Here is a 22971-nt window from a genome sequence, read left to right as displayed (position 1 = left end):
GGTTGTTCGCGCAGTTCCCCGCGCCCCTGAAGGGGCGCGGCCCCGCGGCAGACCGGTGCGGCCCCGCTCTAGTCCTCGAACCCCTGGGCCACCCGGCGCTCGCGCAGCTCGCGTATCTCTCGCCGCCTCGCCAGCCGGTGCGTCCGCCGGATCTGGGCCTCCTGATGCCGCCGCCGGTCCCTGTCGGTCTCGGGAACCACCGGCGGTACCCGGCGGGGCTTGCCGTCGGCGTCGACCGCCGCGAAGACCAGGTAGGCCGAGCCGACCTGGGTGGCGGGGGTCGACTCGTTCCAGCGCTCGGCGAGGACCCGCACGCCCACCTCCATGGACGTCCGGCCGGTCCAGTTGACCTGCGCCTTGACATGGACCAGGTCACCGACGCGGACCGGCTCCAGGAACGCCATCTCGTCCATGGAGGCGGTGACGGCGGGACCGCCCGAGTGGCGCCCGGCGACCGCGCCCGCCGCGTCGTCGACGAGCTTCATGATCACACCGCCGTGCACCGTGCCGAGGAGGTTGGTGTCGTTGTGGGTCATGATGTGGCTCAGCGTGGTCCGGGAAGCGGACGTCGGCTTGCCGGGAATATCGGACTCCGCCTCGGGGGCCTGGTCTGTCATGGCCCCTACCTTATGCCGAAGTGACAATCACGGAATTTGTGTCGGGTTGGCAACAGCGGTGCCCTGATTTCCCGACGACCCTTGTAAGAGGTACAGGCGCTGCCTGCACACTGGGGCCCATGAACGAATGGCCCGAGGGACGGTCGAACGACAACCGCGGCAACCGGTACGGACGCGGTAGCGCAAGCGCGCAGCCTGAGGGCGCCCGCGTGATGCGCCAAGTACGACGCGGGGAGCCGTCGGCGCCGCCGTACGGCGCGCCGCAGCAGGGGGGCGGCGGCTACGCCGGCGTCCCGCAGCAGCCGGCGTACGGCAACGGGTACGACGACGGCTCCGGGTACGACAACGGGTACGACAGCGGCTACAACACCGGCCAGGTCTACGGCGGCGGCCCCGGGGGCGGGGGACCCGGCGGCACCCGTGAGCGCGGCCCGCGGCCGGCTCCGAACTGGCGCAAGCGGATCAAGTGGACCGCGATCGTCGTCCTGAGCGTGCTGATCGTCACATCCGTCGCGACCTACTTCTGGGCCGACTCCAAGCTGCACCGGGACGTCGACCTGTCGAAGGTCATAGACCGTCCCGCGGCCGGCGCGGGCACCAACTACCTGATCGTCGGTTCCGACAGCCGCAAGGGCATGTCGGCCGACGAGAAGAAGAAGCTGCACACGGGGTCGGCCGAGGGCCAGCGCACGGACTCGATGATGATCCTGCACGTCGGCGACAACGGCGACACGCTGATCTCCCTCCCCCGCGACTCGGACGTGGAGATCCCCTCGTACAAGGGGTCCACGTCCGGCAAGGTCTACCAGGGCACCGGCCGGCACACGAAGCTGAACGCGGCCTACGCCGAGGACGGCCCGACCCTGCTCGTGCGCACGGTCGAGTACAACACCGGGCTGCACATCGACCACTACGTGGAGATCGGCTTCGCCGGTTTCGCGGACATCGTGGACGCGGTCGGCGGGGTCACGATCGACATCGACAAGGGCTTCACCGACAAGTACTCGGGCGCGAACTTCAAGGCGGGCAAGCAGACCCTGAACGGCGAGGAGGCCCTCGCCTTCGTCCGCACCCGGCACGCCTTCGCCGCGTCCGACCTGCAGCGCACCAAGAACCAGCAGAAGTTCCTGGCGGCGCTGGCCCATCAGGTGGCCACCCCCTCGACGGTCCTGAACCCCTTCAAGCTCTACCCCACCCTCGGCGCGGGCCTGGACTCCCTCACCGTCGACAAGGACATGAGCCTGTGGGACCTGGCCTCCATGTTCTTCGCGATGAAGGACGTCAACGGCGGCGACGGCACCTCGATGAACATGCCGGTCTCCGGCTCCACGGGCGGCAACCTCGTCTGGGACAAGGCGAAGGTCAAGACCCTGGTCGACGAGCTGAAGAACGACCAGAAGGTCACCGTCACCAGCAACTGAGCCCGGTCGTACCCGGTTCGGGGGCACCCTGTTGCGGGGTGCCCCCGACGCCGTTTCAGCGGGGTGTCACATGGCCGCGCCGGCCATCGAGCGGCACATCTCGGCGCAGCGGCGACACGCGTCGGCGCAGCGCTTCATCTGCGGATCCTCCGGCATGGACATACACGCCTCGGCGCACATGTCACAGGCCCTGGCGCACATCGCGCACATCTCGGCCGACAGGGGCGAGCGCCGCATCATCATGTCGGCGCACATCCGGGTCATCTCGGAGCAGTCCATCAGCGCGCGCATGATCCTCATGTGGGCCTGGCCGCCGTCCATGGACATGCAGGAGCTCATGGTCTCCTCGCACATCGTGTGGGTGGCCATGCACGCGTTGACGCACTCCTGCATCTGCTTGCTCATGGCCGTCATGGGTCCGGTCTGGGTCATGACTCCTCCAAGGGAGAGGGGAAGGGCCCGGGGCAGGCCCCGTTCGTCTCCCTTCTAAGCCCGACCGAGCGGTAGCGCCATTCGGCGACAGAGCGGGAAAAGGCGCCCCGAGGGGCGCCTTTTCCGGTGGATTCCTTGCGGGTTACGGCAGGTTCCGGGCCATCACGATGCGCTGGACCTGGTTCGTGCCCTCATAGATCTGGGTGATCTTCGCGTCACGCATCATGCGCTCGACCGGGTAGTCACGGGTGTAGCCGTAGCCGCCGAGGAGCTGGACGGCGTCCGTGGTGACCTCCATGGCGGTGTCGGAGGCGAAGCACTTGGCCGCCGCGCCCTGGAAGGTCAGGTCGGCGTCGCCGCGCTCGGAGGCGGCCGCGGCCTGGTAGGTGAGGGCGCGGGCGGCGGCGATCTTCATGGCCATGTCGGCGAGCATGAACTGGATGCCCTGGAAGTCGCCGATCGGCTTGCCGAACTGCTTGCGCTCCTGGACGTAGCCCTTGGCGTAGTCCAGCGCGCCCTGCGCGACACCCAGCGCCTGGGCGGCGATGGTGATGCGGGTGTGGTCCAGCGTCTTCATCGCGGTGGCGAAGCCGGTGCCCTCCTCGCCGATCATGCGGTCGGCGGGGATGCGGACGTTGTCGAAGTAGACCTCACGGGTCGGCGAGCCCTTGATGCCGAGCTTCTTCTCCGGGGCGCCGAAGGAGACACCCTCGTCCGACTTCTCGACCACGAAGGCCGAGATGCCCTTCGAGCGCTTGGACGGGTCGGTCACGGCCATGACGGTGTAGTACTCGGACACGCCCGCGTTGGTGATCCAGCGCTTCACGCCGTTGAGGACGTAGTGGTCGCCGTCACGGACCGCCTTCGTCTTCATGCCGGCCGCGTCGGAGCCCGCCTCCGGCTCGGAGAGGCAGTACGAGAACATCGCGTCGCCCTTGGCCAACGGCGCCAGGTACTTCTTCTTCAGGTCCTCGGAACCGGAGAGGATCACCGGGAGCGAACCCAGCTTGTTCACCGCCGGGATGAGGGAGGAGGAGACACAGGCGCGGGCCACCTCCTCGATCACGATGACCGTGGCGAGCGCGTCGGCCCCGGCACCGCCGTACTCCTCGGGTACGTGCACGGCGTGCAGGTCGTTGGCGACCAGCGCGTCGAGGGCCTCCTGCGGGAAGCGGGCCTCCTCGTCGACCGCGGCCGCGTACGGGGCGATCTTCGCCTCGACCAGCGCGCGGACGACGTCGCGGAGCATGTCGTGCTCCTCGGACGGGCGGTACAGGTCGAAGTCAGCCGATCCGGCCAAGGTCTCTCACTCCAGACGCAGTGGTGCTGACGCTAATTACTGTTAAGTAACTCAAAGTTTAGAGCGCGGCCCACGGAACGGTGACGTGAGGTACGCGACAGCGGGAAAGTTGCCCGCAGGAGGGCCCGGTTATGCTCGGCCCCGCAGCAGCACCGACATCCCCGAGCTGGAGCATTCCATGAGCCTCAAGATCACTGTGATCGGCACCGGTTACCTCGGCGCCACGCATGCCGCGGCCATGGCCGAGCTGGGTTTCGAGGTGCTCGGGCTCGACGTCGTACCCGAGAAGATCGCCATGCTGGAGCGCGGCGAGACCCCGATGTACGAGCCGGGCCTCGACGAGCTGCTGCGCAGGCACGTGGCGGGCTTCGAGGGCTCCAGCGGGCGGCTGCGCTTCACCACCGACTGGGCCGAGGTGGGCGCCTTCGGCGACATCCACTTCGTCTGTGTGAACACCCCGCAGAAGCACGGCGAGTACGCCTGCGACATGTCGTACGTCGACTCCGCGATCGCGTCACTGGCCCCGCATCTCACCGGGCCCGCGCTCGTGGTCGGCAAGTCGACCGTGCCGGTCGGTTCGGCGGAGCGGCTGGCCGCCTACCTCGCCGAGAACGCGCCCGCCGGCGCCGACGCCGAACTCGCCTGGAACCCGGAGTTCCTGCGGGAGGGCTTCGCCGTCCAGGACACCCTGCACCCCGACCGGATCGTGGTCGGCGTGCGCGGCGAGCGCGCCGAGAAGCTGCTGCGCGAGGTGTACGCGACGCCGGTGGGCGAGGGCACGCCGTTCGTCGTGACCGACTTCCCGACGGCCGAGCTGGTGAAGACGTCCGCGAACTCCTTCCTCGCCACCAAGATCTCCTTCATCAACGCCATGGCCGAGGTGTGCGAGGCCGCGGGCGGAGACGTGGCCAAGCTGGCCGAGGCGATCGGGCACGACGACCGGATCGGGAAGAAGTTCCTGCGCGCCGGGATCGGGTTCGGCGGCGGCTGCCTGCCGAAGGACATCCGCGCCTTCATGGCCCGCGCGGGTGAGCTGGGCGCCGACCAGGCGCTGACCTTCCTGCGCGAGATCGACTCCATCAACATGCGGCGCCGGGGGCAGATGGTCGAGATGGCCCGCGAGGCGCTCGGCGGCGGGTCGTTCCTCGGGAAGCGGGTCGCGGTGCTCGGCGCGGCCTTCAAGCCGGACTCGGACGACGTACGGGACTCGCCGGCGCTGAACGTCGCCGGGCAGATCCATCTGCAGGGCGGGCAGGTGACGGTGTACGACCCGAAGGGGATGGCGAACGCCCGGCGGCTGTTCCCGACGCTGGGTTACGCGGAGACCGCGCTGGAGGCCGTGCGGGGGGCACATGTCGTGCTGCATCTGACGGAGTGGCGGGAGTTCCGGGAGCTGGACCCGGCGGCGCTGGGTGCGGTGGCCTCGGCGAAGGTGATCCTCGACGGGCGGAACGCGCTGGAGCCGGAGGTCTGGCGGCGGGCGGGGTGGTCGTTCCGGGCGATGGGGCGGCCGACCGCCTGAGGCTGCCGGCGCCGCTTGGGTCTGCCGGCGCGCTTTGGTCTGGGGTGCGCTTTGGTCTGCGGGTGCGCTTGGGGCCGCCCTGGGCAGAAAGACGACACCGGTTCGGCCGAGGCTCAGTCGGCCGAACCGGTGTCGTGTCGCATTCTGCACCATGCCACACAGGTGTGACCGGTGAACTGCCTGTGCCTTACTTGTCCTTGGCCCGGTACCGGCGCATCTTCGCGCGCGCCCCGCACACCTGCATCGAGCACCAGCGGCCACGTCCGGCCGGGCTGCGGTCGTAGTAGGCCCAGTGGCAGGTGTCGGCCTCGCAGGCCTTGAGGCGCATCCAGGTGCCCTCGACCAGGGCCGTGGCGACGGCGGCGGCGATCCGGGAGAGCAGCGGGGCCGAGCCGGCGGGGGTGAGGGCCGCCGAGCCGTCCGAAGGGTCGACGGCGACATACAGGGGGGCTTGCGCGAGGAGCTCGCCCAGCGGGGTGACCTCGCGGTGCGGGGGGTGTCCGGCATGCGCGAGAAGGGCGGCGCGCAGGGACTCGCGCAGGGCGCGGGAGAGCGGGAGTTCGGTCTCCGTGATACCGAGGGGCGCCCTGCCGTCCGGCGTGTCGAGCGCGTCGGCGCCCGACTCGATGTCCAGCGTGTTCACCAGGGCCTCGACCAGGGCCAGGCCGCCCGGCGCGGGCGATCTCTCACTCATCCCTGCAAGCCTCCCGAATTCCCTTGCGAGGTTACCCCCGCTGCGGGAGCATGCGGTAACGGTGACTGGTTACCCGGCTCTACGGGTAACAAGCAACTCGGAACTCGAGGAGGAAGTCATGGCTCTCGCCAAGCTCGGTGCCGTCGTCCTGGACTGTCCCGACCCGTCCGCGCTCGCCGGTTTCTACGCCGGGGTGCTGGGTGGCAGTGTCGAGGGGGACGAGGAGTGGGTGGATCTGGCGGTGCCCGGCGGGCAGGCGCTGGCCTTCCAGAAGGCGCCCGGTTTCGAGCCGCCGAAGTGGCCCGCGCCCGACGATTCGCAGCAGTTCCACCTGGATCTGGTGGTGGACGATCTGGACGCTGCCGAGAAGGGGGTGCTGGAGTTGGGCGCGAAGCCGCTGGACGCGGCGGACCGGGGGCGCAGCTTCCGGGTGTACACCGACCCGGCGGGGCACCCGTTCTGTCTCTGCGCCTGCTGACCCAGGGAGGACTCGTGGCGATCGTCGCCCGTCTGCGCAACGTAGTGATCGACTGTCCCGACCCGCTCGCACTGGCCCGCTTCTACGCCGCCGTGGCCGGGGGTACCCCGGTGGCGGAGGACGACGAGTGGGTCGTACTGCAGGTACCGGACGGGCCGCGGCTGGGCTTCCAGCGGGTGGTGGGGTACACGCCGCCCGAGTGGCCGCGGGCCGACCGCAACGCCCAGCAGTTCCATCTCGACTTCGACGCGGGGTCGACCTGGGAGGAGGTCGACGCGGCCCACGAGAAGGTGCTGGCGCTGGGGGCACGGCCGCTGGACCTGGAGGACCGGGAGAAGAAGGACTTCCAGGTGTACGCCGATCCGGCCGGCCATCCCTTCTGTCTGTGCCGGATCCCCTGATCTCTGTCCGTGCCGGATCTCCTGATCCCGATCCCCTGATCCCGATCCCCTGATCCGGATCGCCCTGATCCCGATCCCCTGATCGCGCCGCCCGGATCGGCCGGGCGGGGCTCACGTCTCCGCGTCGGCCGGTCCCTGTCTGCCCGGGATCGGCTCGCGGCGGCCTTGGGCCGCGCGGGCGGTGAAGTCGGCGCTGCGCAGGACTCGCTGGACGTTTTCCCAGGTCAGCAGGGACAGCTCGGTGTCGGACCAGCTTCGCCGGAGCAGTTCGGCGATCAGGTGCGGGTAGCGGGAGGTGTCGGCGAGGTCGCGAGGGTGGGCGGCGCCGGAGTCGTAACTGCCGGACAGCGCGACGCACTCGGGGCCGGCCACGATACGGACATGGTCGAGATGGTCGGCGACGTCCCGGACGGTCGGCCCGGACTGCTCGGCGGTGAGCGGCACCATGCACAGGCCCCGCTGCTCGCCGAGCTGCGCGAGCAGCGCGTCGGAGAGGTTGGCGGGGTGGGGGCGTACGGCGGCGGCGGCGGAGCGGGTGCACAGGACCGGCGTCTTGGACAGGGCGAGCACCCGGGCCAGGACGGTCTCCGGGGCGCCGGACAGGTCGGCCAGCACGCCGAGCCGGTTCATCTCGCGGATCATTTCCTCGCCGAACCGGGTCAGACCCTCCCGGTCCGCCCAGTCGGCGCCGGCCAGCGAGAGCACGCGCAGGCCGAGGGAGTTCAGGACGCGCAGGATGCCGAGGGAGTCGTCGACGGCGGCGGCGGAGGCGGGGCCGAGCACCACGGCGACCCGGCCGCAGTTGCGGGCGTCGATGATCTGCCCGGCGGTGCGCACCAGCCGGAGCCCCTCCGGGTGTGTCTCGACCACCCGGCGCACCAGGTCCAGCTGTTCCAGCGTGGCCCCCACGGCCCGGTCGCCGCGCTCCTGCTCCGGCAGGTCCAGCGACCAGAACAGCGCGCCCACGTGCCCCTCGCGCAGCCGGGGCACGTCCGTGTCCACGGCCGCCTCGCCCAGCTCCAGGTCGTACCAGGGCAGCGGCCCCAGTGCCCGCGGCAGCCCGCTGTAGCCGTCCGCGACCGGGTACGCGTCCAGCAGGACATGGGCCCGCTCCAGGAACTCGGTGTCGGGCACCGAGAGGAACGGGTCGTCCGGGAGGCTGTCGTCCTCGCCGACCTCGGTCGTGGCGGGAATGTCGTGGAGGTCGGCCATTGCGGGCTCCGTACGTCGTCGTGAGCTACGTCGTGATGGGGCTGTAGCCCACCGTCGCACGGCCGCCCGGGAGGGTTCCTGGTGGACGCGGCGTTCGGGGGTACGGCCGCACGGCCCGGTCCCCCGAACCGGCGGCCGCACGAACCCGACCGGCCCGACGTCCCGACCGGCCCGACGTCCCGCTCGCCCACCCGGCCGAATCCGAGTCACTCATGGCGCCGCCCGGTGCCGTCCCGGGCCAGGAACGACGCCGTCGCGGCCCGGCAGGGGACCGACCCGCAGGTCAGGGCCGCCCCACCGAGCCGCTTGGAATCACGTCATGCGCGTGCCTGGCCGGACGTCAGCCGTCCAGCGACTCGATCGTCGCGTTCGACGGCCCCCGTGTCCCCTGGAGGTCCCGGGCCACGTCCTCCGCCGCGCCCAGCACGCGGACCGCGTTCTGCCAGGTGAGCTTGGCCAGGTCGGGACGGGACCAGCCGCGGTCGAGGAGTTCGGCGATCAGGTTGGGGTAGCCGGAGACGTCGTTCAGGCCGTCGGGGGTGAAGGCCGTGCCGTCGTAGTCGCCGCCGATGCCGACGTGGTCGATGCCGGCGGTCTCGCGCATGTGGTCGAGGTGGTCGGCGACCGTGGCGGTCGTCGCGACCGGGCGGGGGTGGCTCTCCTCGAAGGCCCGGTGGACCTTCATCGCGTCCTCGGTGGTGTCGAGGTGGTGGAAGCCGTGCGCGCGCATGTTGTCGTCGGCCGCCGCCGTCCAGTCGACCGCCGCCTGGAGCACGAACTTCGGCACGAACGTCACCATGGCCACACCGCCGTTGGCGGGGAGGCGTTCGAGGACGTCGTCCGGGATGTTGCGGGGGTGGTCGCAGACGGCCCGGGCGGAGGAGTGCGAGAAGACCACCGGGGCGGTGGTGGTGTCGAGCGCGGCCCGCATGGTCGTCGGGGCCACATGGGAGAGGTCCACCAGCATGCCGAGGCGGTTCATCTCCCGCACCACCTCGCGGCCGAAGGCGGAGAGACCACCGACCTTCGGCTCGTCCGTCGCCGAGTCCGCCCAGTCGTTGTTGTCGTTGTGGGTGAGCGTCATGTAGCGCACGCCGAGGGCGTACAGGCCACGCAACGTGCCCAGCGAGTTGTCGATGGAGTGGCCGCCCTCCGCGCCCATGAGAGAGGCGATCCGGCCCTCGGCGCGCGCCGCCTCCATGTCGGCGGCGGTCAGCGCGGCCCGCAGGTCGGCCGGGTAACGGGCGATCAACTGACGTACGCAGTCGATCTGTTCGAGGGTCGCCGGGACCGCGCCCGGCAGGTCCGAGCGGACGTACACCGACCAGAACTGCGCGCCCACCCCGCCCTCGCGCAGGCGCGGGATGTCGGTGTGCAGATGCGCGTTCTGGTGGCCGGCGATGTCACGGGCGTCGAGGTCGTAGCGGACCTGCTCGCGCAGCGCGTAGGGCAGGTCGTTGTGGCCGTCGACGACCGGGAACTCGCGCAGCAGGGACCGGGCTTCGTCGAGAGAGGTCATTGCGTATTGCTTCCCGGTGTCCTACTTGCCGAAGCCGAAGCCGTCAGAGCCGCTTTCGACCTTTGACCGCAGGCGCTTGCCCTTCTCGGTCGCCTGGTCGTTGAGGTCCTGCTGGAAGTCCCGCATCCGGGCCAGCAGGTCCTCGTCGTGCGTGGCCAGGATACGGGCGGCCAGCAGGCCCGCGTTACGGGCGCCGGCGACCGAGACCGTGGCGACCGGGACACCGGCCGGCATCTGCACGATCGACAGCAGGCTGTCCATGCCGTCGAGGTACTTCAGCGGGACCGGGACGCCGATGACCGGGAGGGGGGTCACGGAGGCGAGCATGCCCGGGAGGTGGGCCGCTCCCCCGGCACCCGCGATGATCACCTTCAGGCCGCGCTCCGCCGCCCGCTCGCCGTACGTCACCATCTCGCGCGGCATGCGGTGCGCGGAGACGACGTCGACCTCGTACCCGATCTCGAACTCGTCCAGGGCCTTCGCGGCGGCCTCCATGACGGGCCAGTCGGAGTCCGAACCCATGACGATGCCAACAACAGGGCTCATTCGGTGATCGTGCCTCTCAGGTAGCCGGCAGCGTGACGTGCGCGTTCGAGAACGTCGTCCAGGTCGTCGCCGTAGGTGTTGACGTGCCCGACCTTGCGGCCGGGCTTCACGTCCTTGCCGTACATGTGGATCTTCAGTTTGGGGTCGCGGGCCATGCAGTGCAGGTACGCGGAGTACATGTCGGGGTAGTCGCCGCCGAGGACGTTGACCATGACCGTCCACCTGGCGCGGGGCCGCGGGTCGCCCAGGGGCAGGTCGAGAACCGCTCGCACATGGTTGGCGAACTGGCTGGTGATCGCGCCGTCCTGGCTCCAGTGGCCGGAGTTGTGCGGGCGCATCGCCAGCTCGTTGACGAGGATGCGGCCGTCGCGGGTCTGGAACAGCTCGACGGCGAGGTGGCCGACCACGCCCAGTTCCTTCGCGATCCGCAGGGCCATCTCCTCGGCCCGCAGGGCGAGGGACTCGTCCAGGTCGGGGGCGGGCGCGATCACCGTGTCGCAGACGCCGTTCACCTGCTGGGACTCGACCACCGGGTAGGCGACGGCCTGGCCGTGCGGGGAGCGTACGACGTTGGCGGCCAGCTCGCGGACGTAGTCGACCTTCTCCTCGGCGAGCACGGGCACACCGGCCCGGAACGGGTCGGTGGCCTCCTCGGCGGTCTCCACGACCCAGACGCCCTTGCCGTCGTAGCCGCCGCGGACGGTCTTCAGGACGACGGGGAAGCCGTCGCCCTCGGCCGCGAACCGGACCACGTCCTCCGCGTCGGCCACGATCCGGTGCCGTGGGCACGGGACGCCGATCTCGGTGAGCTTCGCCCGCATCACGCCCTTGTCCTGGGCGTGCACCAGAGCGTCGGGGCCGGGGCGCACGGGGATGCCGTCCGCCTCCAGGGCCCGCAGATGCTCGGTGGGCACGTGCTCGTGATCGAAGGTGATCACATCGCAGCCGCGTGCGAACGCGCGCAAGGTCTCCAGGTCGCGGTAGTCGCCGATGACGACATCGCTCACCACCTGGGCCGCGGAATCCTGAGGAGTGTCACTGAGGAGCTTGAACCTGATGCCCAACGGGATGCCCGCTTCGTGCGTCATACGCGCGAGCTGGCCCCCGCCGACCATGCCGACTACCGGGAACGTCACACCCCCAGGGTATCGGCCGCGCCACAGTGGCCGGTTTCCGCGCCCGCGACCAGGGCTCTTACCGGCCGCTTCGCTGCCTCTTGTCCTGCTTTTCCGCTGCTCTTTCCAAGCCGTTCCCGACCTGTGTCGTCATCCACAGGCATGGGACATACTGGATCGTTAGCATGGCTGGGTCGCCAACACCTACGGACAGGAGCCCGCACAACCATGGAACGTGGTTCCTCGGGGCTGCAACGGCTCGTACGCGAGGTCGCCAAATTCGGCGCCGTCGGCGGTGCCGGCATTCTCGTCAATCTCGGCGTCTTCAACCTGGTCCGGCACCTCACCGAGCTTCCGGTGGTACGGGCGAGCGTGATAGCCACCGTCGTCGCCATTGTCTTCAACTACCTCGGCTTCCGCTACTGGACGTACCGGGACCGTGACAAGGGCGGCCGCACCAAGGAACTCACCCTGTTCCTGCTGTTCAGCGCGGTCGGCCTGGTGATCGAGAACGGTCTGCTGTATCTGGCGACCTACGGCTTCGGCTGGGACAGCCCGCTGCAGAGCAACGTCTTCAAGTTCGTCGGCATCGGCGTGGCGACGCTGTTCCGCTTCTGGTCGTACCGCTCCTGGGTGTTCAAGGCGCTGCCGGCCCGTGAGACGGTCGCCGACGCGGAGGCGATCCTGGAGCAGGCCGCCGACTCCCCGGAGCCCAAGCCCAAGCAGCGGGTCTTCTGAGCCTTCTAGCGGACCGTCGGCCGGTCGTCGTCCGGCGGCTTGTGGGCCGGCGGGGTGCGGGACAGGAACAGGCCGAACACCGGCGGCTGGGCCTGGAGCAGTTCCAGACGGCCGCCGTCGGCCTCCGCGAGGTCACGGGCGACGGCCAGCCCGATCCCGGTGGAGTTACGGCCGCTGATGGTGCGCTCGAAGATGCGGTTGCCGAGATCCGCGGGCACCCCGGCGCCCTCGTCGGTCACCTCGACGACCGCCTGATTACCGGTGACCCTGGTCCGCAGGGCGACCGTGCCGCCGCCGTGCATCAGCGAGTTCTCGATCAGTGCGGCCAGCACCTGCGCGACCGCGCCGGGCGTGCCCACCGCCCGCAGATGCCGCTTGCCCGAGCTGACGATCGCCCGGCCCGAGCTGCGGTAGGCGGGGCGCCACTCGGCGAGCTGCTGCTGGATGACCTCGTCCAGGTCGAAGGAGACGGCGGAGCCGGTGCGCGGGTCGCGGGAGTTCGTCAGCAGCCGCTCCACGACATCGGTCAGCCGCTCCACCTGCGTCAACGCCACGTTCGCCTCGTCCTTCACCGTGTCCGGGTCGTCGGTGAGGGTGATCTCCTCAAGGCGCATGGACAGGGCGGTGAGGGGAGTGCGCAGCTGGTGGGAGGCGTCGGCGGCCAGCCGCCGCTCGGCGGTGAGCATCCGCCCGATCCGCTCGGCCGAGGAGTCCAGCACGTCCGCGACCCGGTCCAGCTCCGGGACGCCGTACCGCTTGTGCCGGGGGCGCGGGTCGCCGGAGCCCAGCCGCTCGGCGGTCTCGGCGAGGTCGGTGAGCGGGGAGGCGAGCCGGTTGGCCTGCCGGATGGCCAGCAGCACGGCGGCGATCACGGCGAGCAGCGCGACGGCCCCGATGATCAGCAGCGTACGGCCGACCTCCCGGGTCACCGTGGACCGCGGCTCCTGGACGGTGACCGTCTCGCCTTCCTCGCCGTCGACGGTGTAGTGGATGACATCACCCTCGGGCCGGACCCCGAGCTCGATCGGCGCCTTGCCCGGGATCCGGATGACGGCGTACTGGTCCTTGCCGACCTGGCTGTGCAGTATCTCGGCGGTGACGTCCTCGTCCCCGAGGATGCGGCTGTCGACGATGCTGGCGAGCCGGAGCGCCTCGGAGTCCACTCGCTCCTGGGCGCTGTTGCTGATGGTCCGCGACTCGACGATCACGAGAGACACGCCGAAGACCGCGATGACGACCAGGACGACAGCGAGGGTGGACTGGATCAGACGACGACGCACAGGATTCTCCGAGGGGCGACTTCAGCGCCCCGCCAGGGGCGCGGGGCGCAGACATGTGCGGCTCCGCCGCGTGGGCGCGACCAGTCACCCACGACGGTCAGTCGCGCAGTGTGATGTACCACCCACGTCGATCCACACTCAGCTCTTCTCGAACCGGAAGCCCACACCACGCACCGTAGCGATGTACCGCGGGTTCGCCGCGTCGTCACCGAGCTTCTTCCGCAGCCACGAGATGTGCATGTCGAGCGTCTTGGTCGAGGACCACCACGTCGTGTCCCAGACCTCCCGCATCAACTGGTCACGAGTAACCACCCGCCCGGCGTCCCGTACGAGCACCCGCAGCAGGTCGAACTCCTTCGCGGTGAGCTGGAGTTCCTCGTCCCCCATCCACGCCCGGTGCGACTCGACGTCGATCCGCACACCGTGCGTGGCCGGCGGCTGCGCGGGCTCCGCGGCGCCGCGGCGGAGCAGCGCCCGTACCCGGGCGAGCAGTTCGGCGAGCCGGAACGGCTTGGTGACGTAGTCGTCGGCGCCCGCGTCCAGGCCGACGACGGTGTCCACCTCGTCGGCCCGCGCGGTCAGGATGAGGATCGGTACGGCGTGGCCCTCGGCACGCAGTCGGCGCGCGACCTCCAGGCCGTCCATGCCGGGCAGCCCGAGGTCGAGCACGACCAGGTCGATGCCGCCCTGCATTCCGGCGTCGAGCGCGGTGGGTCCGTCCTCGCGCACCTCGACCTCGTAACCTTCCCGGCGCAGTGCGCGGGCCAGCGGCTCCGAAATGGACGCGTCGTCCTCGGCGAGCAGTACACGGGTCATGGGGTGATGGTAGTCCGATTACGCGCTGTGCCGGGGTGTGATCGGCACCAGGGATTCTTACCTTGGGGCACAGTGGTACGAACCTGTGGGCGAGAGGTGAGACGGTAGAGGGGCCTTCGAAAGCGGGCACGCGGTTCCCCCGACACCTGTGATCCGTGTCTCAAGTCCTTCCATATACGGCAGTGTCCTGACGTACAGTGACGTGAACGCCTGTAGTACACCCGGTGACCTTTGGTGGGCTTTGACACTGAAGGTCTCTTTTGTGTGCGGGTCGGCCCCGGCCGGCCTTGAAAGGAATGACCTCTGGCCGGGCTCCGGACGCGACACAGCGTCACGGGGCGTGGATCCCGGTGGTCGCCGTCCGCCGCTCCGTGATCCGGGGCGGACTCCCCTGGGCGTGGGGTGGACGGTCCGACCCGCCGGTGCCGGCCACTCCCCCCACGGGCGCGCACAGCCCCACCGCGCGTCCCGACCAGCAAGGAACGACCCATGGCGTCCAGCCTGACGAAGGACTCGGTCCGACCGGGCACCCCCGGTTCCGAGAGGACCTTCTTCGGCCACCCCCGCGGACTGGCCACTCTCTTCATGACCGAGATGTGGGAGCGGTTCTCCTACTACGGCATGAAGGCCCTGCTCCCGCTGTACCTGGTCGCTCCCGGCGGCCTGCACATGACCGCGGCGACGGCGACGGCGATCTACTCCGTGTACCTGTCGCTCGTGTACCTGCTCGCCCTGCCGGGCGGCTGGTTCGCCGACCGGGTGCTCGGCCCCCGCAAGACGGTCGCCGTCGCGGGCGTGATCATCATGCTCGGCCACCTGACGCTGGCGCTGCCCAGCTCCGGTACGTTCTTCGCGGGTCTCGGCCTGGTCGCCATAGGCTCAGGTCTGCTGAAGGCCAACATCTCCACGATGGTCGGTCACCTGTACGAAGGTCCGGACGACCCGCGCCGTGACGGTGGCTTCACGCTCTTCTACATCGGCATCAACGTGGGCGCCTTCGCCGCGCCGCTGATCATCGGCACGGTCGGCGAGAACTACAACTGGCACCTCGGCTTCGCGCTGGCCGCGCTCGGCATGGCGCTGGGCCTCGCCCAGTTCCTGCTCGGTACGCGGCACCTGAGCTCGCGTTCGGACATCGTCCCGACGCCGCTGTCCGCCGCGGAGAAGAAGGCGACGCTGACGAAGGCCGGCTTCTGGGCCGCCGTCGCCGCGGTCTTCTACGTCGTCGTGGGTGTCTCCGGCGTCTACACGCTGAACTGGCTGCTGGTCCCGATCACCGTCGCCGGTCTGCTGATCCCGGTCTTCGTCATCGCCCGCATCAAGCGCGACAAGGACCTGGACCGGGCCGAGCAGTCCAAGATGAGCGCGTACATCTGGTTCTTCGTGGCCGCGGCCGTCTTCTGGATGATCTACGACCAGGGTGGCTCGACCGTCTCCCTGTTCGCCGACGCCTCCGCCAAGAACACCATCTTCGGCTGGAACTTCCCGGTCTCCTGGTACCAGTCCGTCAACCCGGTCATGATCATGGCGTTCGCGCCGGTCTTCGCCTGGGCGTGGCTGGCGATGGCGCGGCGCGGCAAGGAGCCGAGCACGGCCGTCAAGTTCGCCGGTGGTCTGGTGCTGATCGGCGCGTCGTTCTTCCTGTTCCTCGCGCCGCTGTCGATCGCCGACGGCGGTCACAAGGCCGCCGCGATGTGGCTGGTCGGGATCTACTTCGTGCAGACCGTGGGTGAGCTGATGCTGTCCCCGGTGGGTCTGTCCGTGACGACCAAGATGGCTCCGGCGAAGTACGCGTCCCAGATGATGGGCGTGTGGTTCCTGGCGGTCACCGCGGGCGACGCGACGACCGGTCTGCTCTCCATCGCGGGCGTCGACCTGAACAAGACGGGGATCGTGGCGTTCCAGGCGGTGCTGGCGGTGCTCGCCGGTGCGGCCGTGTGGATGTACCGGAAGAAGGTCCGGGAACTCATGGGCGACGTTCACTGATCGTCTTCTGACAGAGGGCCACCGCATTCTTTCGAATGGGGTGGCCCTCTTGTGTTTCGGCTATCCGCCGGACGCGGCGCGGCGCGCGGTTCCCCGCGCCCCTAAAGGCGGATCACCTGGTCCTCTTCCGAGGCATGAACGTGAACACCGCGCCGCCCAGCAGAATCGCCGTTCCTGCCACCAGGCCCAACGCCTTGAGCGCCCCATTGCTACTGTCGCCCGTCTCCGCCAGGCCGCCGCTGCTGCTGGAGCTGCCGGAGGAGCCACCGGACGTCGACGAGCCGCCCGACGCGCCGCTCGCCTGCTCGGTCGTGTCCAGGGTCAGGGAGACCGCCGTCTTGGTCGGCGTGCAGGTCGTGGTCGTGCCGAGGGCCTCGACCGTCAGGACGCCCGGCGACAGCGTCGACTCGCCGCTCGCCCCCGGCTTGTACGTGCCCGTCAGGTCCGGGATGTCGATCGGGTCGCCGGACTTGATCGCGGAGGAGTTGGTGGGGCCCTCCACATGGACCGTGCCCTTGTCGGCGCCGCCCAGGACCACCTCCATCGACGGCTTCACCGAGTTCGCCGGGATGTCCGCGGGGCTGTCCATCACCGACCCGTTGAACTGCACGGTGAGGTCGAAACTCCCGCCGTTCTTCTTGGCGTTGATCTGCACCGGCGAGGTCGCGTTCTTGTCGCCGATGGGCGTCTTGCAGGCGTAGGGGACGTCGACCTCCTTGCCCGTGAAGTCGGTCTGGCCGGTGCCCGTGCCGTCGGAGGCGGAGGCCGAGACCGAGTCGGACGGGGAGGCGGAGGCGGACTCCGACGCCGAGTCCGAGGGGCTCGCCGAGGACGACGGGGAGGCCGAGCCGGTGTCGGTCGGGGTCGCCGAGCCGCTGGAACCGCCGCCGGTCACCTCGATCGTCGCCGCCTTCGGCACCGTCCCCGAGGGGGTGCACACGGTGTCCGTCCCGAACGCGTTGACCTTGTACCCGTCCGGGGTGAGCGTCACCTCGCCGGGTGACGTCAGTTTCAGCGTGCCCGTCATGTCGGACAGCACCATGTCGCCGCCCTTGGGGATCGCCGGGTTCTCGCGCGGCCCCTGCAGGGCGATGTCGGCGGCCTGGGCGCCGGCCGCCTTGAGCGTGCCGGACGGCTGCACCGAGTTGGCGGGCAGGTCGATGATGTCCGGGTTCTTGGACGCGGCCTGCACGAACTTCCAGGTGATGTCGACCGTGTCGCCGACCTTCGCGGTGGCGGGCGCGGTGATCTCCACCTTCGTGGTCCCGTCGACGGGGTCGGCGACCCCGGCGGGCGGTACGCAGTGGGTCGCGAACGACACCTCGGCCGCCTGTGCGGTGCCGGCGGCCGCGCCGAGCAGGGCGCCCGTCCCGGCGAGGACCAGCGCGGCCGCCGCCGCACCCGCTCCGACCGGTGTCACTCTCCTTCGCATGGTCACGTGGTTCCCTTCCTGGTGGGAGTCGTGGGACTCGCGGAACTGTCGTCGTGCGGTGCGGAGAGCCGACCGGCCGCCGTGCCCGGATCGTTGTCCGGGGTGAACCACGGCAGGGTCGAGGTCGTGTCGGGCGCGCGCTCCGGCGCGCGCAGGCGGGACAGGCGCAGGGTCGGGCGGCGCACGCCCCGGTGACGGATGCCGCCCGCGCGGGGCGGTCGTACCCGGTCCACCACCGCCATGCCGATGCGGAAGACGGCGGCCGGTACGACCACGCAGAGCAGGAGCCAGAACAGGGTCACGCCCCAGGGACGGCCGACGCCCCAGGGCTGTTCGGCGAGGACCCTGCCGTCGTACCGGAGGGAGACGGTGTAGTCGCCGTGCGCCCCCGCGGAGAGTTCGACGGGCAGCTTGATCTGCGCCTTCCTGCCGGGCGCGAGGGTGCCGTGCCACTGCTGCTCGTCCCACTGGGGGGCGAACACGCCGTGTGCGGTGCCCACCTGGAAGACGGGGTCCTTGAGGGTGGTGGAGCCCGCGTTGCCGATGGTGAGGACGAGGGTGCGGGAGGGGGGTGCGCCGAACCAGGTCAACAGGCCCGAGGAGCCGTCGAGGCGGATGTCGGTGAGCATCGCGAGACGGCCGCCGGTGGGCTCGGCGGGCAGCGCCTTCACGGGGTGCCCGGCGACCTGGAAGACGGCGTCCGCGTCGGCTTTCGCGCCGGTCACGGTGGCCACGTGCACCACGCAGGGGCAGGGCACCGGCGGCTCGGCGACCGGGAGTTGCTTGCCGAAGCCGCCCTTCGCGTCGGTGGTGACGGCCCGTCCGTCGGCGTTGGCGCAGGAGTTGGTGCCGCCGATGACGCCCCGGGCGGGGGTGGCCTGGCCGCAGATCAGCATCATCACCAGGGTGTGCGGCCGCCAGCCGGTGCCGCTGACGGTGATCGACCCGCCGGTGCCGGCCTGGGCCTCGGAGACCTTCACGGCCGGCCCGTCGGCGGCCGCGGCCAGGGGCGTCAGGAGCAGTGCGAACACCGCCGCCAGCGCCGTCGATATCGCCATCGCACGCGCTCTCACCTCACCGCTCCCGTCAACTCGGTCTCCATGGACTGGGGTTCGTCCGTCGCCCGGCCGGCCCGGCGCCCGCGCAGTCGTACGACCGTCACGGCGGCGCCCACCGCCAGCGCGCCCGCGGTCCCCGCGACCGCGCCCCGGGGCACGAACCGCGCCCGGGCGCCCGCCGTGTCGTGCGCGCCGCCCGCCGCCGTCGCCGTCAGCCGGACCTCGACCGCGTCCAGGGCGGGGTGGCCGGGCCAGGGCTCGCTGAGTTCGGTACGGCTGCCGGGGGCGAGGCGGACCGGGAGGGTGCGCGGGGCCCGGTCGAGCAGATCCCGCCCGAAGACCCCGTCCGCGTGCACCGCGAGCTTCGGTACGAGGACGGTCGTACCCCGGTTGACCAGCTCGTACGTGATGCGGTCACCGTGGACGGCGACATGTTCGACGGTCAGCGCGGTCAGGGTGGGGCCGCCGACGCGCAGCCGGACACGGACGGTGGCGGTGCGCCCTTCGGCGTCCTTCGCGACGAGCGCGCCGGAGCGGTCGCCGGGGGCGGCACCGGCCGGGACGGTCACCGTGAAGGGCACGTCGGCCCGGGTGCGCGCGGGCACGCGGACGCTCGGCTCGGCGAAGGTGACGGGGACGCCGGTGCCGGACAGCCGTACCGTGACCGGGTGTCCGCCGCGGTTGGTCACCGACACGGTGTCCTGGAGGACGGCCCCGGGGGCGCCCTCGGCGTAGAACGACGGGCGGCCGCCGCCCGCGGGCGCGAGTGACCAGCCCCCGGCCGCCGCCGCGCGCGGGGCGGCGGCGAGCAGGGTCAGCACGGCGAGGCCGAGCACACGGGTGACGGACTGGGCGGACGGCATGGGCGGCTCCGGCGGTCGGACCCCGAGGGTCAGCGGCGTACGGGCTGGTTCCGCCGGGTCAGCCAGAGGGCGCCGGCCGCGCCCGCGAGCAGCACGGTGCCGCCGAGGGTGCCGAGCGCGACGAACGAATCCTCGGGACCGGTCTTCGGGAGGGTGCCCGCGGAGTCGGCGCCGGTGCCGCCGGACGAAGAGCCGGAGCCGGTGGAGCCGGTGGAGCCGTCCCCGCTCGCGGCGCTCACGTCCAGGGTCAGGGACGGGCCGGGGTTGTTGGTGGGCGTGCAGGTCGTCGTCGTGCCGAGCGCCTTGATGGTGAGGATGCCCGCCGTGAAGGTCACCTTGCCGGACTTCTCCGGGGTGTAGGTGCCGCTCAAGTCGTTGATCTTGATGGGGGTGTTGGCGGGTATCGCGGCCTGGTTGGGCGAGCCGGTCACGTTCAGGGTCCCGCTGTCGGCGCCGCCGAGCTTGATGGTGGCGCTCGGGTTCATCGCGCCCTTGCCGAGTTCGACGGGACTGGAGGAGACGCCCTTCTGCCAGGACATCGTGATCTTGTAACCGCTGCCGCTCCGGACGCCCTTGATGTCGATCGGCGAGACGGCGCTCTTGTCGCCGATCGGCGTCTTGCAGGCGTAGTTGACGTCGACGACGGTGGCGTGCGCCGCCGGGGCGGCGAGCAGCACCACCGAGCCGGCGAGGGCGGCGGCGGACGCGAGTACGGCGGTGCGTTTCGGGTACGACGACACGGTCGGTCCACCCCATTCGCTACTGACGAGGTATCAGATTCGGCCGTCAAGGTACGCCGGGGCCCATGAGGAGGGAAGAGAAAGGGCGTGGCGGAAGTGTGAGCACTCCCCAAGGGGGCGCGGGGCCGTGTCTGACATGCGGCTACCGCCGCGTGGGCGCGGCCGTCCCCACCGGCCCGCAACCGCGAACCGACACCGGGCGGCTCCCCCTACGCCGGCGCTCCCAGCTCCGCCCAGACCGTCTTCCCGGTCTCCCCGGACGCCCGGACGACCCCCCAGTCCAGGCACAGCCGCTGCACGATGAACATCCCGTGCCCGCCCGGCCGTCCCGCCCGGTGCGGGGTCCGCGGCGCCGGCTGCCCGGCCCCCCGGTCGGACACCTCCACCCGGATCACCTTGTTGTCGCAGGCCAGGACCAACTCGTCCGGCCCCTCCGCATGCAGGCACGCGTTGGTGACGAGCTCCGAGACGACGAGCAGTACATCCTCGGCGGCGGCCCTGCGGTCGGCGGACGCGGCGGGCAGCCACCCCCACGCGTACAGCGCCTGGCGCGCGAAGTCGCGGGCTAGCGGGACGACCCCGCTCTCACCGGCGAGGCGCAACCTGCGGACCTGACGACCCCCCGACGAGGCGGACGGCACGTCGGACGCCGCCGCCTCGGACATCCCGGAAACGCCGCTGGTCTCCGGGCCGCGGTCGCCCGGCGGGTAAGGCCGGGTGGTGCTCATCAGCGCTTCACCTCACCGTTTCACCGGTTCACGATTCATAAACTCGCGTTGCTGCATTTCGTACGGGCCTGTCGGTATGGCCTACTCAACCGGGGCCGGGTCGGCCGCCGACAGATCTCTCCTGCCCGGGCGATCCGCCGGGACACCCCTCGGTTGCGAACACCGGGCCGGAACTCAGCTCTCGTCGCCGGTCTCGGGGGTTCCGTCGGCCAGGGCGGCCTCGACGGAGTCATGGACGGTGAAGACCGCCTCGGCCCCCGTGATCTCGAACACCCGGGCGACGACGGGCAGCATCCCCGCGAGGTGCACCCCGCCTCCGGCGGCCTCGGCCCGTAGCCGGGCGCCGAGCAGCACGTTCAGCCCGGTGGAGTCGCAGAACTCAAGGCGCGAGCAGTCGACGACAAGGCGCGAGAACCCCTTGTCGAGGAGATCGTCGAGCGGCTCGCGCAGCAGATCGGCGGTGTGGTGATCGAGCTCACCCGCCGGAATCACGACGGCGCTGGGGCCCTCTTCCCGCACCTCCACCAGCAGCCGGCCCGACTGTGCGCTGCCGACCGTCCCGTGGTCCATTGCCGTCTCTCTCCCGAGGTCGTGACGCTTTTGCCACCGTCTGACCGATGTCTGACGATGCCCACCGATGTCCGCCGAACGCCGTGTCGACGCCCTCGAACATTACGCCTTCTCCACGCCCTCCGACACCCGAACAACCTCTCACAAACGGACAAATGCTAATAGAACGGACTTGCGAGTGACTCGTCGAAGCGGGTAGGGCTAGTAGAGACACCTAAACCGACACGGCCGGCTTTGGAGGCGCCGCACTCCGCAGTGCACGCACGGCTTCGGCAGCCTTATGCCGAGAACGATGGAGGACACCATGTCACCCCGGCTCGACGCATCGCATACCCGGACGGCGACGTCGACACCCCCACCGGAACAACTGGATGCCATCGAGGGATCCGTCGCGGGGCTCGACCTCCCCGAGATCCCCCCGTACGACGAGGTCGACGCGGTCGACGCGCGAGCCCTGTCCAAGACCCTCTTCGAGCGGCTGGAGTCGCTGGAGGAAGGCACGTACGAGTACTCGTACGTACGCAACACGCTCGTCGAGCTGAACCTCGCGCTCGTCAAGTTCGCCGCCTCCCGGTTCCGCTCCCGCAGTGAGCCGATGGAGGACATCATCCAGGTCGGCACGATCGGCCTGATCAAGGCGATCGACCGCTTCGAACTGGCTCGTGGCGTCGAGTTCCCCACCTTCGCGATGCCTACCATCATCGGCGAGATCAAGCGTTTCTTCCGCGACACGTCGTGGTCGGTACGGGTCCCGCGCCGCCTCCAGGAGCTGCGTCTCGACCTCGCCAAGGCGGGCGACGAGCTGGCCCAGAAGCTGGACCGCGCCCCCACGGTCGCGGAACTCGCGGAGCGCCTCGGCCTCTCGAACGAGGAGGTCGTCGAGGGCATGGCGGCCTCCAACGCCTACACGGCCTCCTCGCTGGACGCGCAGCCGGACGAGGACGAGTCCGAGGGTGCCCTGGCGGACCGCATCGGCTACGAGGACCACGGCCTCGAAGGCATCGAGTACATCGAGTCCCTGAAGCCGCTGATCGCCGAACTCCCGCCCAGGGACCGGAAGATCCTCTCGCTGCGCTTCGTCGCCGGTCTGACCCAGTCGGAGATCGGCGAGGAACTGGGCATCTCGCAGATGCACGTGTCCCGGCTGCTGTCCCGCACGCTGGTGCGGCTGCGGAAGGCACTGACGCTGGACGAGTGACGGGAGCGGTGACCCGGAGTCGTACGGCTGCGGGCGCGTGGGGACCGGTCGTCCCACGCGCCCGCAGTCGTGTGCCGGACGCCCGTGGTGCCCGCAGTCGTACGCCGGACACCCTCGGTGCCCGCACTCGTATGCCGGACACACCCTCGGTGCCCGCAGGCGTATGCCCGACACGGCCCCGTGCCCCTCGGAGCGGCGATTCCCAGCCGTCTCTTTTCGCCAAAGGCCTCCCTCGCGCCCCACGCACACCCCAAACTGGCCGGTACGTCAGCAAGGACGGGCCCGCTGAGGCCGGCGCGAAGGGG

General features: G+C 70.5%; 23 protein-coding genes. 7 read left to right on the top strand and 16 right to left on the bottom strand.

Annotation, left to right across the window (positions count from 1 at the left end; translation table 11 throughout):
- Positions 1–68: 68 nt before the first annotated feature.
- On the bottom strand, positions 69–617 hold the full coding sequence (locus ABZ642_RS41340) for an acyl-CoA thioesterase (RefSeq protein WP_360495177.1): 549 nt from the start codon (positions 615–617) through the stop codon (positions 69–71).
- Positions 618–736: 119 nt separating this feature from the next.
- Here ABZ642_RS41340 and ABZ642_RS41335 point away from each other — a divergent pair, with 119 nt between their 5' ends.
- Positions 737–2038, top strand: coding sequence for an LCP family protein (locus ABZ642_RS41335; protein ID WP_360495174.1), 1302 nt, complete (start codon positions 737–739; stop codon positions 2036–2038).
- 66 nt (positions 2039–2104) lie between these two features.
- On the opposite strand, the gene ABZ642_RS41330 is transcribed toward ABZ642_RS41335, so the two are convergent.
- Together ABZ642_RS41330 and ABZ642_RS41325 are read right to left on the bottom strand one after the other, a co-directional pair.
- On the bottom strand, positions 2105–2470 hold the full coding sequence (locus ABZ642_RS41330) for a four-helix bundle copper-binding protein (RefSeq protein ID WP_360495171.1): 366 nt from the start codon (positions 2468–2470) through the stop codon (positions 2105–2107).
- A 142-nt stretch (positions 2471–2612) separates the two neighbouring features.
- Positions 2613–3770, bottom strand: coding sequence for an acyl-CoA dehydrogenase (locus ABZ642_RS41325; RefSeq protein WP_360495168.1), 1158 nt, complete (start codon positions 3768–3770; stop codon positions 2613–2615).
- A 178-nt stretch (positions 3771–3948) separates the two neighbouring features.
- Here ABZ642_RS41325 and ABZ642_RS41320 point away from each other — a divergent pair, with 178 nt between their 5' ends.
- Positions 3949–5292 carry a UDP-glucose/GDP-mannose dehydrogenase family protein gene (locus ABZ642_RS41320; protein WP_360495165.1) on the top strand — a complete coding sequence of 448 codons (1344 nt, stop codon included), beginning with the start codon at positions 3949–3951 and terminating at the stop codon, positions 5290–5292.
- 187 nt (positions 5293–5479) lie between these two features.
- On the opposite strand, the gene ABZ642_RS41315 is transcribed toward ABZ642_RS41320, so the two are convergent.
- On the bottom strand, positions 5480–5986 hold the full coding sequence (locus ABZ642_RS41315; protein WP_360495162.1) for a CGNR zinc finger domain-containing protein: 507 nt from the start codon (positions 5984–5986) through the stop codon (positions 5480–5482).
- 118 nt (positions 5987–6104) lie between these two features.
- Between ABZ642_RS41315 and ABZ642_RS41310 the strand changes: the two genes are divergently transcribed.
- Both ABZ642_RS41310 and ABZ642_RS41305 read left to right on the top strand, forming a co-directional pair.
- The gene (locus ABZ642_RS41310; protein ID WP_360495159.1) at positions 6105–6464 is read left to right on the top strand and encodes a VOC family protein; all 360 of its coding nucleotides are present in this window, start codon (positions 6105–6107) and stop codon (positions 6462–6464) included.
- A 14-nt stretch (positions 6465–6478) separates the two neighbouring features.
- Positions 6479–6865: a VOC family protein gene (locus tag ABZ642_RS41305; protein WP_360495156.1), complete on the top strand. Its 387-nt coding sequence runs from the start codon at positions 6479–6481 to the stop codon at positions 6863–6865.
- Between the two features lie 111 nt (positions 6866–6976).
- On the opposite strand, the gene ABZ642_RS41300 is transcribed toward ABZ642_RS41305, so the two are convergent.
- The 4 genes from ABZ642_RS41300 to ABZ642_RS41285 all read right to left on the bottom strand — a co-directional run bounded on the left by ABZ642_RS41300 (position 6977) and on the right by ABZ642_RS41285 (position 11278).
- Positions 6977–8077 carry a dipeptidase gene (locus ABZ642_RS41300; RefSeq protein ID WP_360495153.1) on the bottom strand — a complete coding sequence of 367 codons (1101 nt, stop codon included), beginning with the start codon at positions 8075–8077 and terminating at the stop codon, positions 6977–6979.
- Between the two features lie 340 nt (positions 8078–8417).
- Positions 8418–9596: a dipeptidase gene (locus tag ABZ642_RS41295; protein WP_360495150.1), complete on the bottom strand. Its 1179-nt coding sequence runs from the start codon at positions 9594–9596 to the stop codon at positions 8418–8420.
- Positions 9597–9617: 21 nt separating this feature from the next.
- Entirely contained in the window at positions 9618–10142 is a 525-nt protein-coding gene (gene purE, locus ABZ642_RS41290; RefSeq protein WP_360495147.1) for a 5-(carboxyamino)imidazole ribonucleotide mutase, read from the bottom strand.
- Positions 10139–11278 (bottom strand): 5-(carboxyamino)imidazole ribonucleotide synthase, encoded by a 1140-nt coding sequence (locus ABZ642_RS41285; RefSeq protein ID WP_360495145.1) that lies wholly within the window; start codon positions 11276–11278, stop codon positions 10139–10141. The genes purE and ABZ642_RS41285 overlap by 4 nt, the downstream gene beginning before the upstream one ends.
- Before the next feature lie 207 nt (positions 11279–11485).
- Here ABZ642_RS41285 and ABZ642_RS41280 point away from each other — a divergent pair, with 207 nt between their 5' ends.
- Positions 11486–11995 (top strand): GtrA family protein, encoded by a 510-nt coding sequence (locus tag ABZ642_RS41280; protein WP_360495142.1) that lies wholly within the window; start codon positions 11486–11488, stop codon positions 11993–11995.
- A gap of 5 nt (positions 11996–12000) precedes the next feature.
- Here ABZ642_RS41280 and ABZ642_RS41275 read toward each other — a convergent pair whose 3' ends face one another.
- Positions 12001–13275, bottom strand: coding sequence for an ATP-binding protein (locus tag ABZ642_RS41275; RefSeq protein WP_360495139.1), 1275 nt, complete (start codon positions 13273–13275; stop codon positions 12001–12003).
- 138 nt (positions 13276–13413) lie between these two features.
- Positions 13414–14091: a response regulator transcription factor gene (locus tag ABZ642_RS41270; RefSeq protein WP_007382513.1), complete on the bottom strand. Its 678-nt coding sequence runs from the start codon at positions 14089–14091 to the stop codon at positions 13414–13416.
- Between the two features lie 489 nt (positions 14092–14580).
- On the opposite strand from ABZ642_RS41270, the gene ABZ642_RS41265 reads away from it, so the two are divergent.
- Complete coding sequence (locus ABZ642_RS41265; protein ID WP_360495136.1) at positions 14581–16077, top strand: oligopeptide:H+ symporter; 1497 nt, start codon at positions 14581–14583, stop codon at positions 16075–16077.
- Between the two features lie 112 nt (positions 16078–16189).
- Here ABZ642_RS41265 and ABZ642_RS41260 read toward each other — a convergent pair whose 3' ends face one another.
- From ABZ642_RS41260 to ABZ642_RS41235, 6 genes are all read right to left on the bottom strand, one after another.
- On the bottom strand, positions 16190–17509 hold the full coding sequence (locus ABZ642_RS41260) for a hypothetical protein (RefSeq protein ID WP_360495133.1): 1320 nt from the start codon (positions 17507–17509) through the stop codon (positions 16190–16192).
- Positions 17510–17511: 2 nt separating this feature from the next.
- Positions 17512–18567, bottom strand: a complete 1056-nt coding sequence (locus tag ABZ642_RS41255) for a hypothetical protein (protein ID WP_360495130.1) — start codon at positions 18565–18567, stop codon at positions 17512–17514.
- An 11-nt stretch (positions 18568–18578) separates the two neighbouring features.
- Complete coding sequence (locus tag ABZ642_RS41250) at positions 18579–19430, bottom strand: hypothetical protein (protein WP_360495127.1); 852 nt, start codon at positions 19428–19430, stop codon at positions 18579–18581.
- Positions 19431–19459: 29 nt separating this feature from the next.
- Complete coding sequence (locus ABZ642_RS41245; protein ID WP_360495124.1) at positions 19460–20170, bottom strand: LPXTG cell wall anchor domain-containing protein; 711 nt, start codon at positions 20168–20170, stop codon at positions 19460–19462.
- A 209-nt stretch (positions 20171–20379) separates the two neighbouring features.
- The gene (locus tag ABZ642_RS41240) at positions 20380–20898 is read right to left on the bottom strand and encodes an ATP-binding protein (protein ID WP_360495121.1); all 519 of its coding nucleotides are present in this window, start codon (positions 20896–20898) and stop codon (positions 20380–20382) included.
- A gap of 174 nt (positions 20899–21072) precedes the next feature.
- Entirely contained in the window at positions 21073–21468 is a 396-nt protein-coding gene (locus tag ABZ642_RS41235; protein WP_360495118.1) for an STAS domain-containing protein, read from the bottom strand.
- Between the two features lie 304 nt (positions 21469–21772).
- Here ABZ642_RS41235 and ABZ642_RS41230 point away from each other — a divergent pair, with 304 nt between their 5' ends.
- A complete protein-coding gene (locus ABZ642_RS41230) occupies positions 21773–22666 on the top strand; it encodes an RNA polymerase sigma factor SigF (protein ID WP_360495116.1) in 894 nt (297 codons plus the stop codon).
- Positions 22667–22971: the final 305 nt, after the last annotated feature.

Source organism: Streptomyces sp. NPDC007157 (genome assembly GCF_040634235.1).
GTDB lineage: Bacteria > Actinomycetota > Actinomycetes > Streptomycetales > Streptomycetaceae > Streptomyces.
Note: the sequence above shows the minus strand (reverse complement) of the source record. Positions and strands in the feature narration are given on the sequence as shown.

Coding starts and splice junctions, on each gene's coding strand:
- ABZ642_RS41250 (WP_360495127.1), bottom strand. CDS start 19,430: ATGCCGTCCGCCCAGTCCGTCACCCGTGTGCTCGGCCTCGCCGTGCTG.
- ABZ642_RS41260 (WP_360495133.1), bottom strand. CDS start 17,509: ATGCGAAGGAGAGTGACACCGGTCGGAGCGGGTGCGGCGGCGGCCGCG.
- ABZ642_RS41255 (WP_360495130.1), bottom strand. CDS start 18,567: ATGGCGATATCGACGGCGCTGGCGGCGGTGTTCGCACTGCTCCTGACG.
- ABZ642_RS41330 (WP_360495171.1), bottom strand. CDS start 2,470: ATGACCCAGACCGGACCCATGACGGCCATGAGCAAGCAGATGCAGGAG.
- ABZ642_RS41235 (WP_360495118.1), bottom strand. CDS start 21,468: ATGGACCACGGGACGGTCGGCAGCGCACAGTCGGGCCGGCTGCTGGTG.
- ABZ642_RS41295 (WP_360495150.1), bottom strand. CDS start 9,596: ATGACCTCTCTCGACGAAGCCCGGTCCCTGCTGCGCGAGTTCCCGGTC.
- ABZ642_RS41230 (WP_360495116.1), top strand. CDS start 21,773: ATGTCACCCCGGCTCGACGCATCGCATACCCGGACGGCGACGTCGACA.
- ABZ642_RS41265 (WP_360495136.1), top strand. CDS start 14,581: ATGGCGTCCAGCCTGACGAAGGACTCGGTCCGACCGGGCACCCCCGGT.
- ABZ642_RS41300 (WP_360495153.1), bottom strand. CDS start 8,077: ATGGCCGACCTCCACGACATTCCCGCCACGACCGAGGTCGGCGAGGAC.
- ABZ642_RS41240 (WP_360495121.1), bottom strand. CDS start 20,898: ATGAGCACCACCCGGCCTTACCCGCCGGGCGACCGCGGCCCGGAGACC.
- ABZ642_RS41315 (WP_360495162.1), bottom strand. CDS start 5,986: ATGAGTGAGAGATCGCCCGCGCCGGGCGGCCTGGCCCTGGTCGAGGCC.
- purE (WP_360495147.1), bottom strand. CDS start 10,142: ATGAGCCCTGTTGTTGGCATCGTCATGGGTTCGGACTCCGACTGGCCC.
- ABZ642_RS41280 (WP_360495142.1), top strand. CDS start 11,486: ATGGAACGTGGTTCCTCGGGGCTGCAACGGCTCGTACGCGAGGTCGCC.
- ABZ642_RS41310 (WP_360495159.1), top strand. CDS start 6,105: ATGGCTCTCGCCAAGCTCGGTGCCGTCGTCCTGGACTGTCCCGACCCG.
- ABZ642_RS41320 (WP_360495165.1), top strand. CDS start 3,949: ATGAGCCTCAAGATCACTGTGATCGGCACCGGTTACCTCGGCGCCACG.
- ABZ642_RS41340 (WP_360495177.1), bottom strand. CDS start 617: ATGACAGACCAGGCCCCCGAGGCGGAGTCCGATATTCCCGGCAAGCCG.
- ABZ642_RS41335 (WP_360495174.1), top strand. CDS start 737: ATGAACGAATGGCCCGAGGGACGGTCGAACGACAACCGCGGCAACCGG.
- ABZ642_RS41270 (WP_007382513.1), bottom strand. CDS start 14,091: ATGACCCGTGTACTGCTCGCCGAGGACGACGCGTCCATTTCGGAGCCG.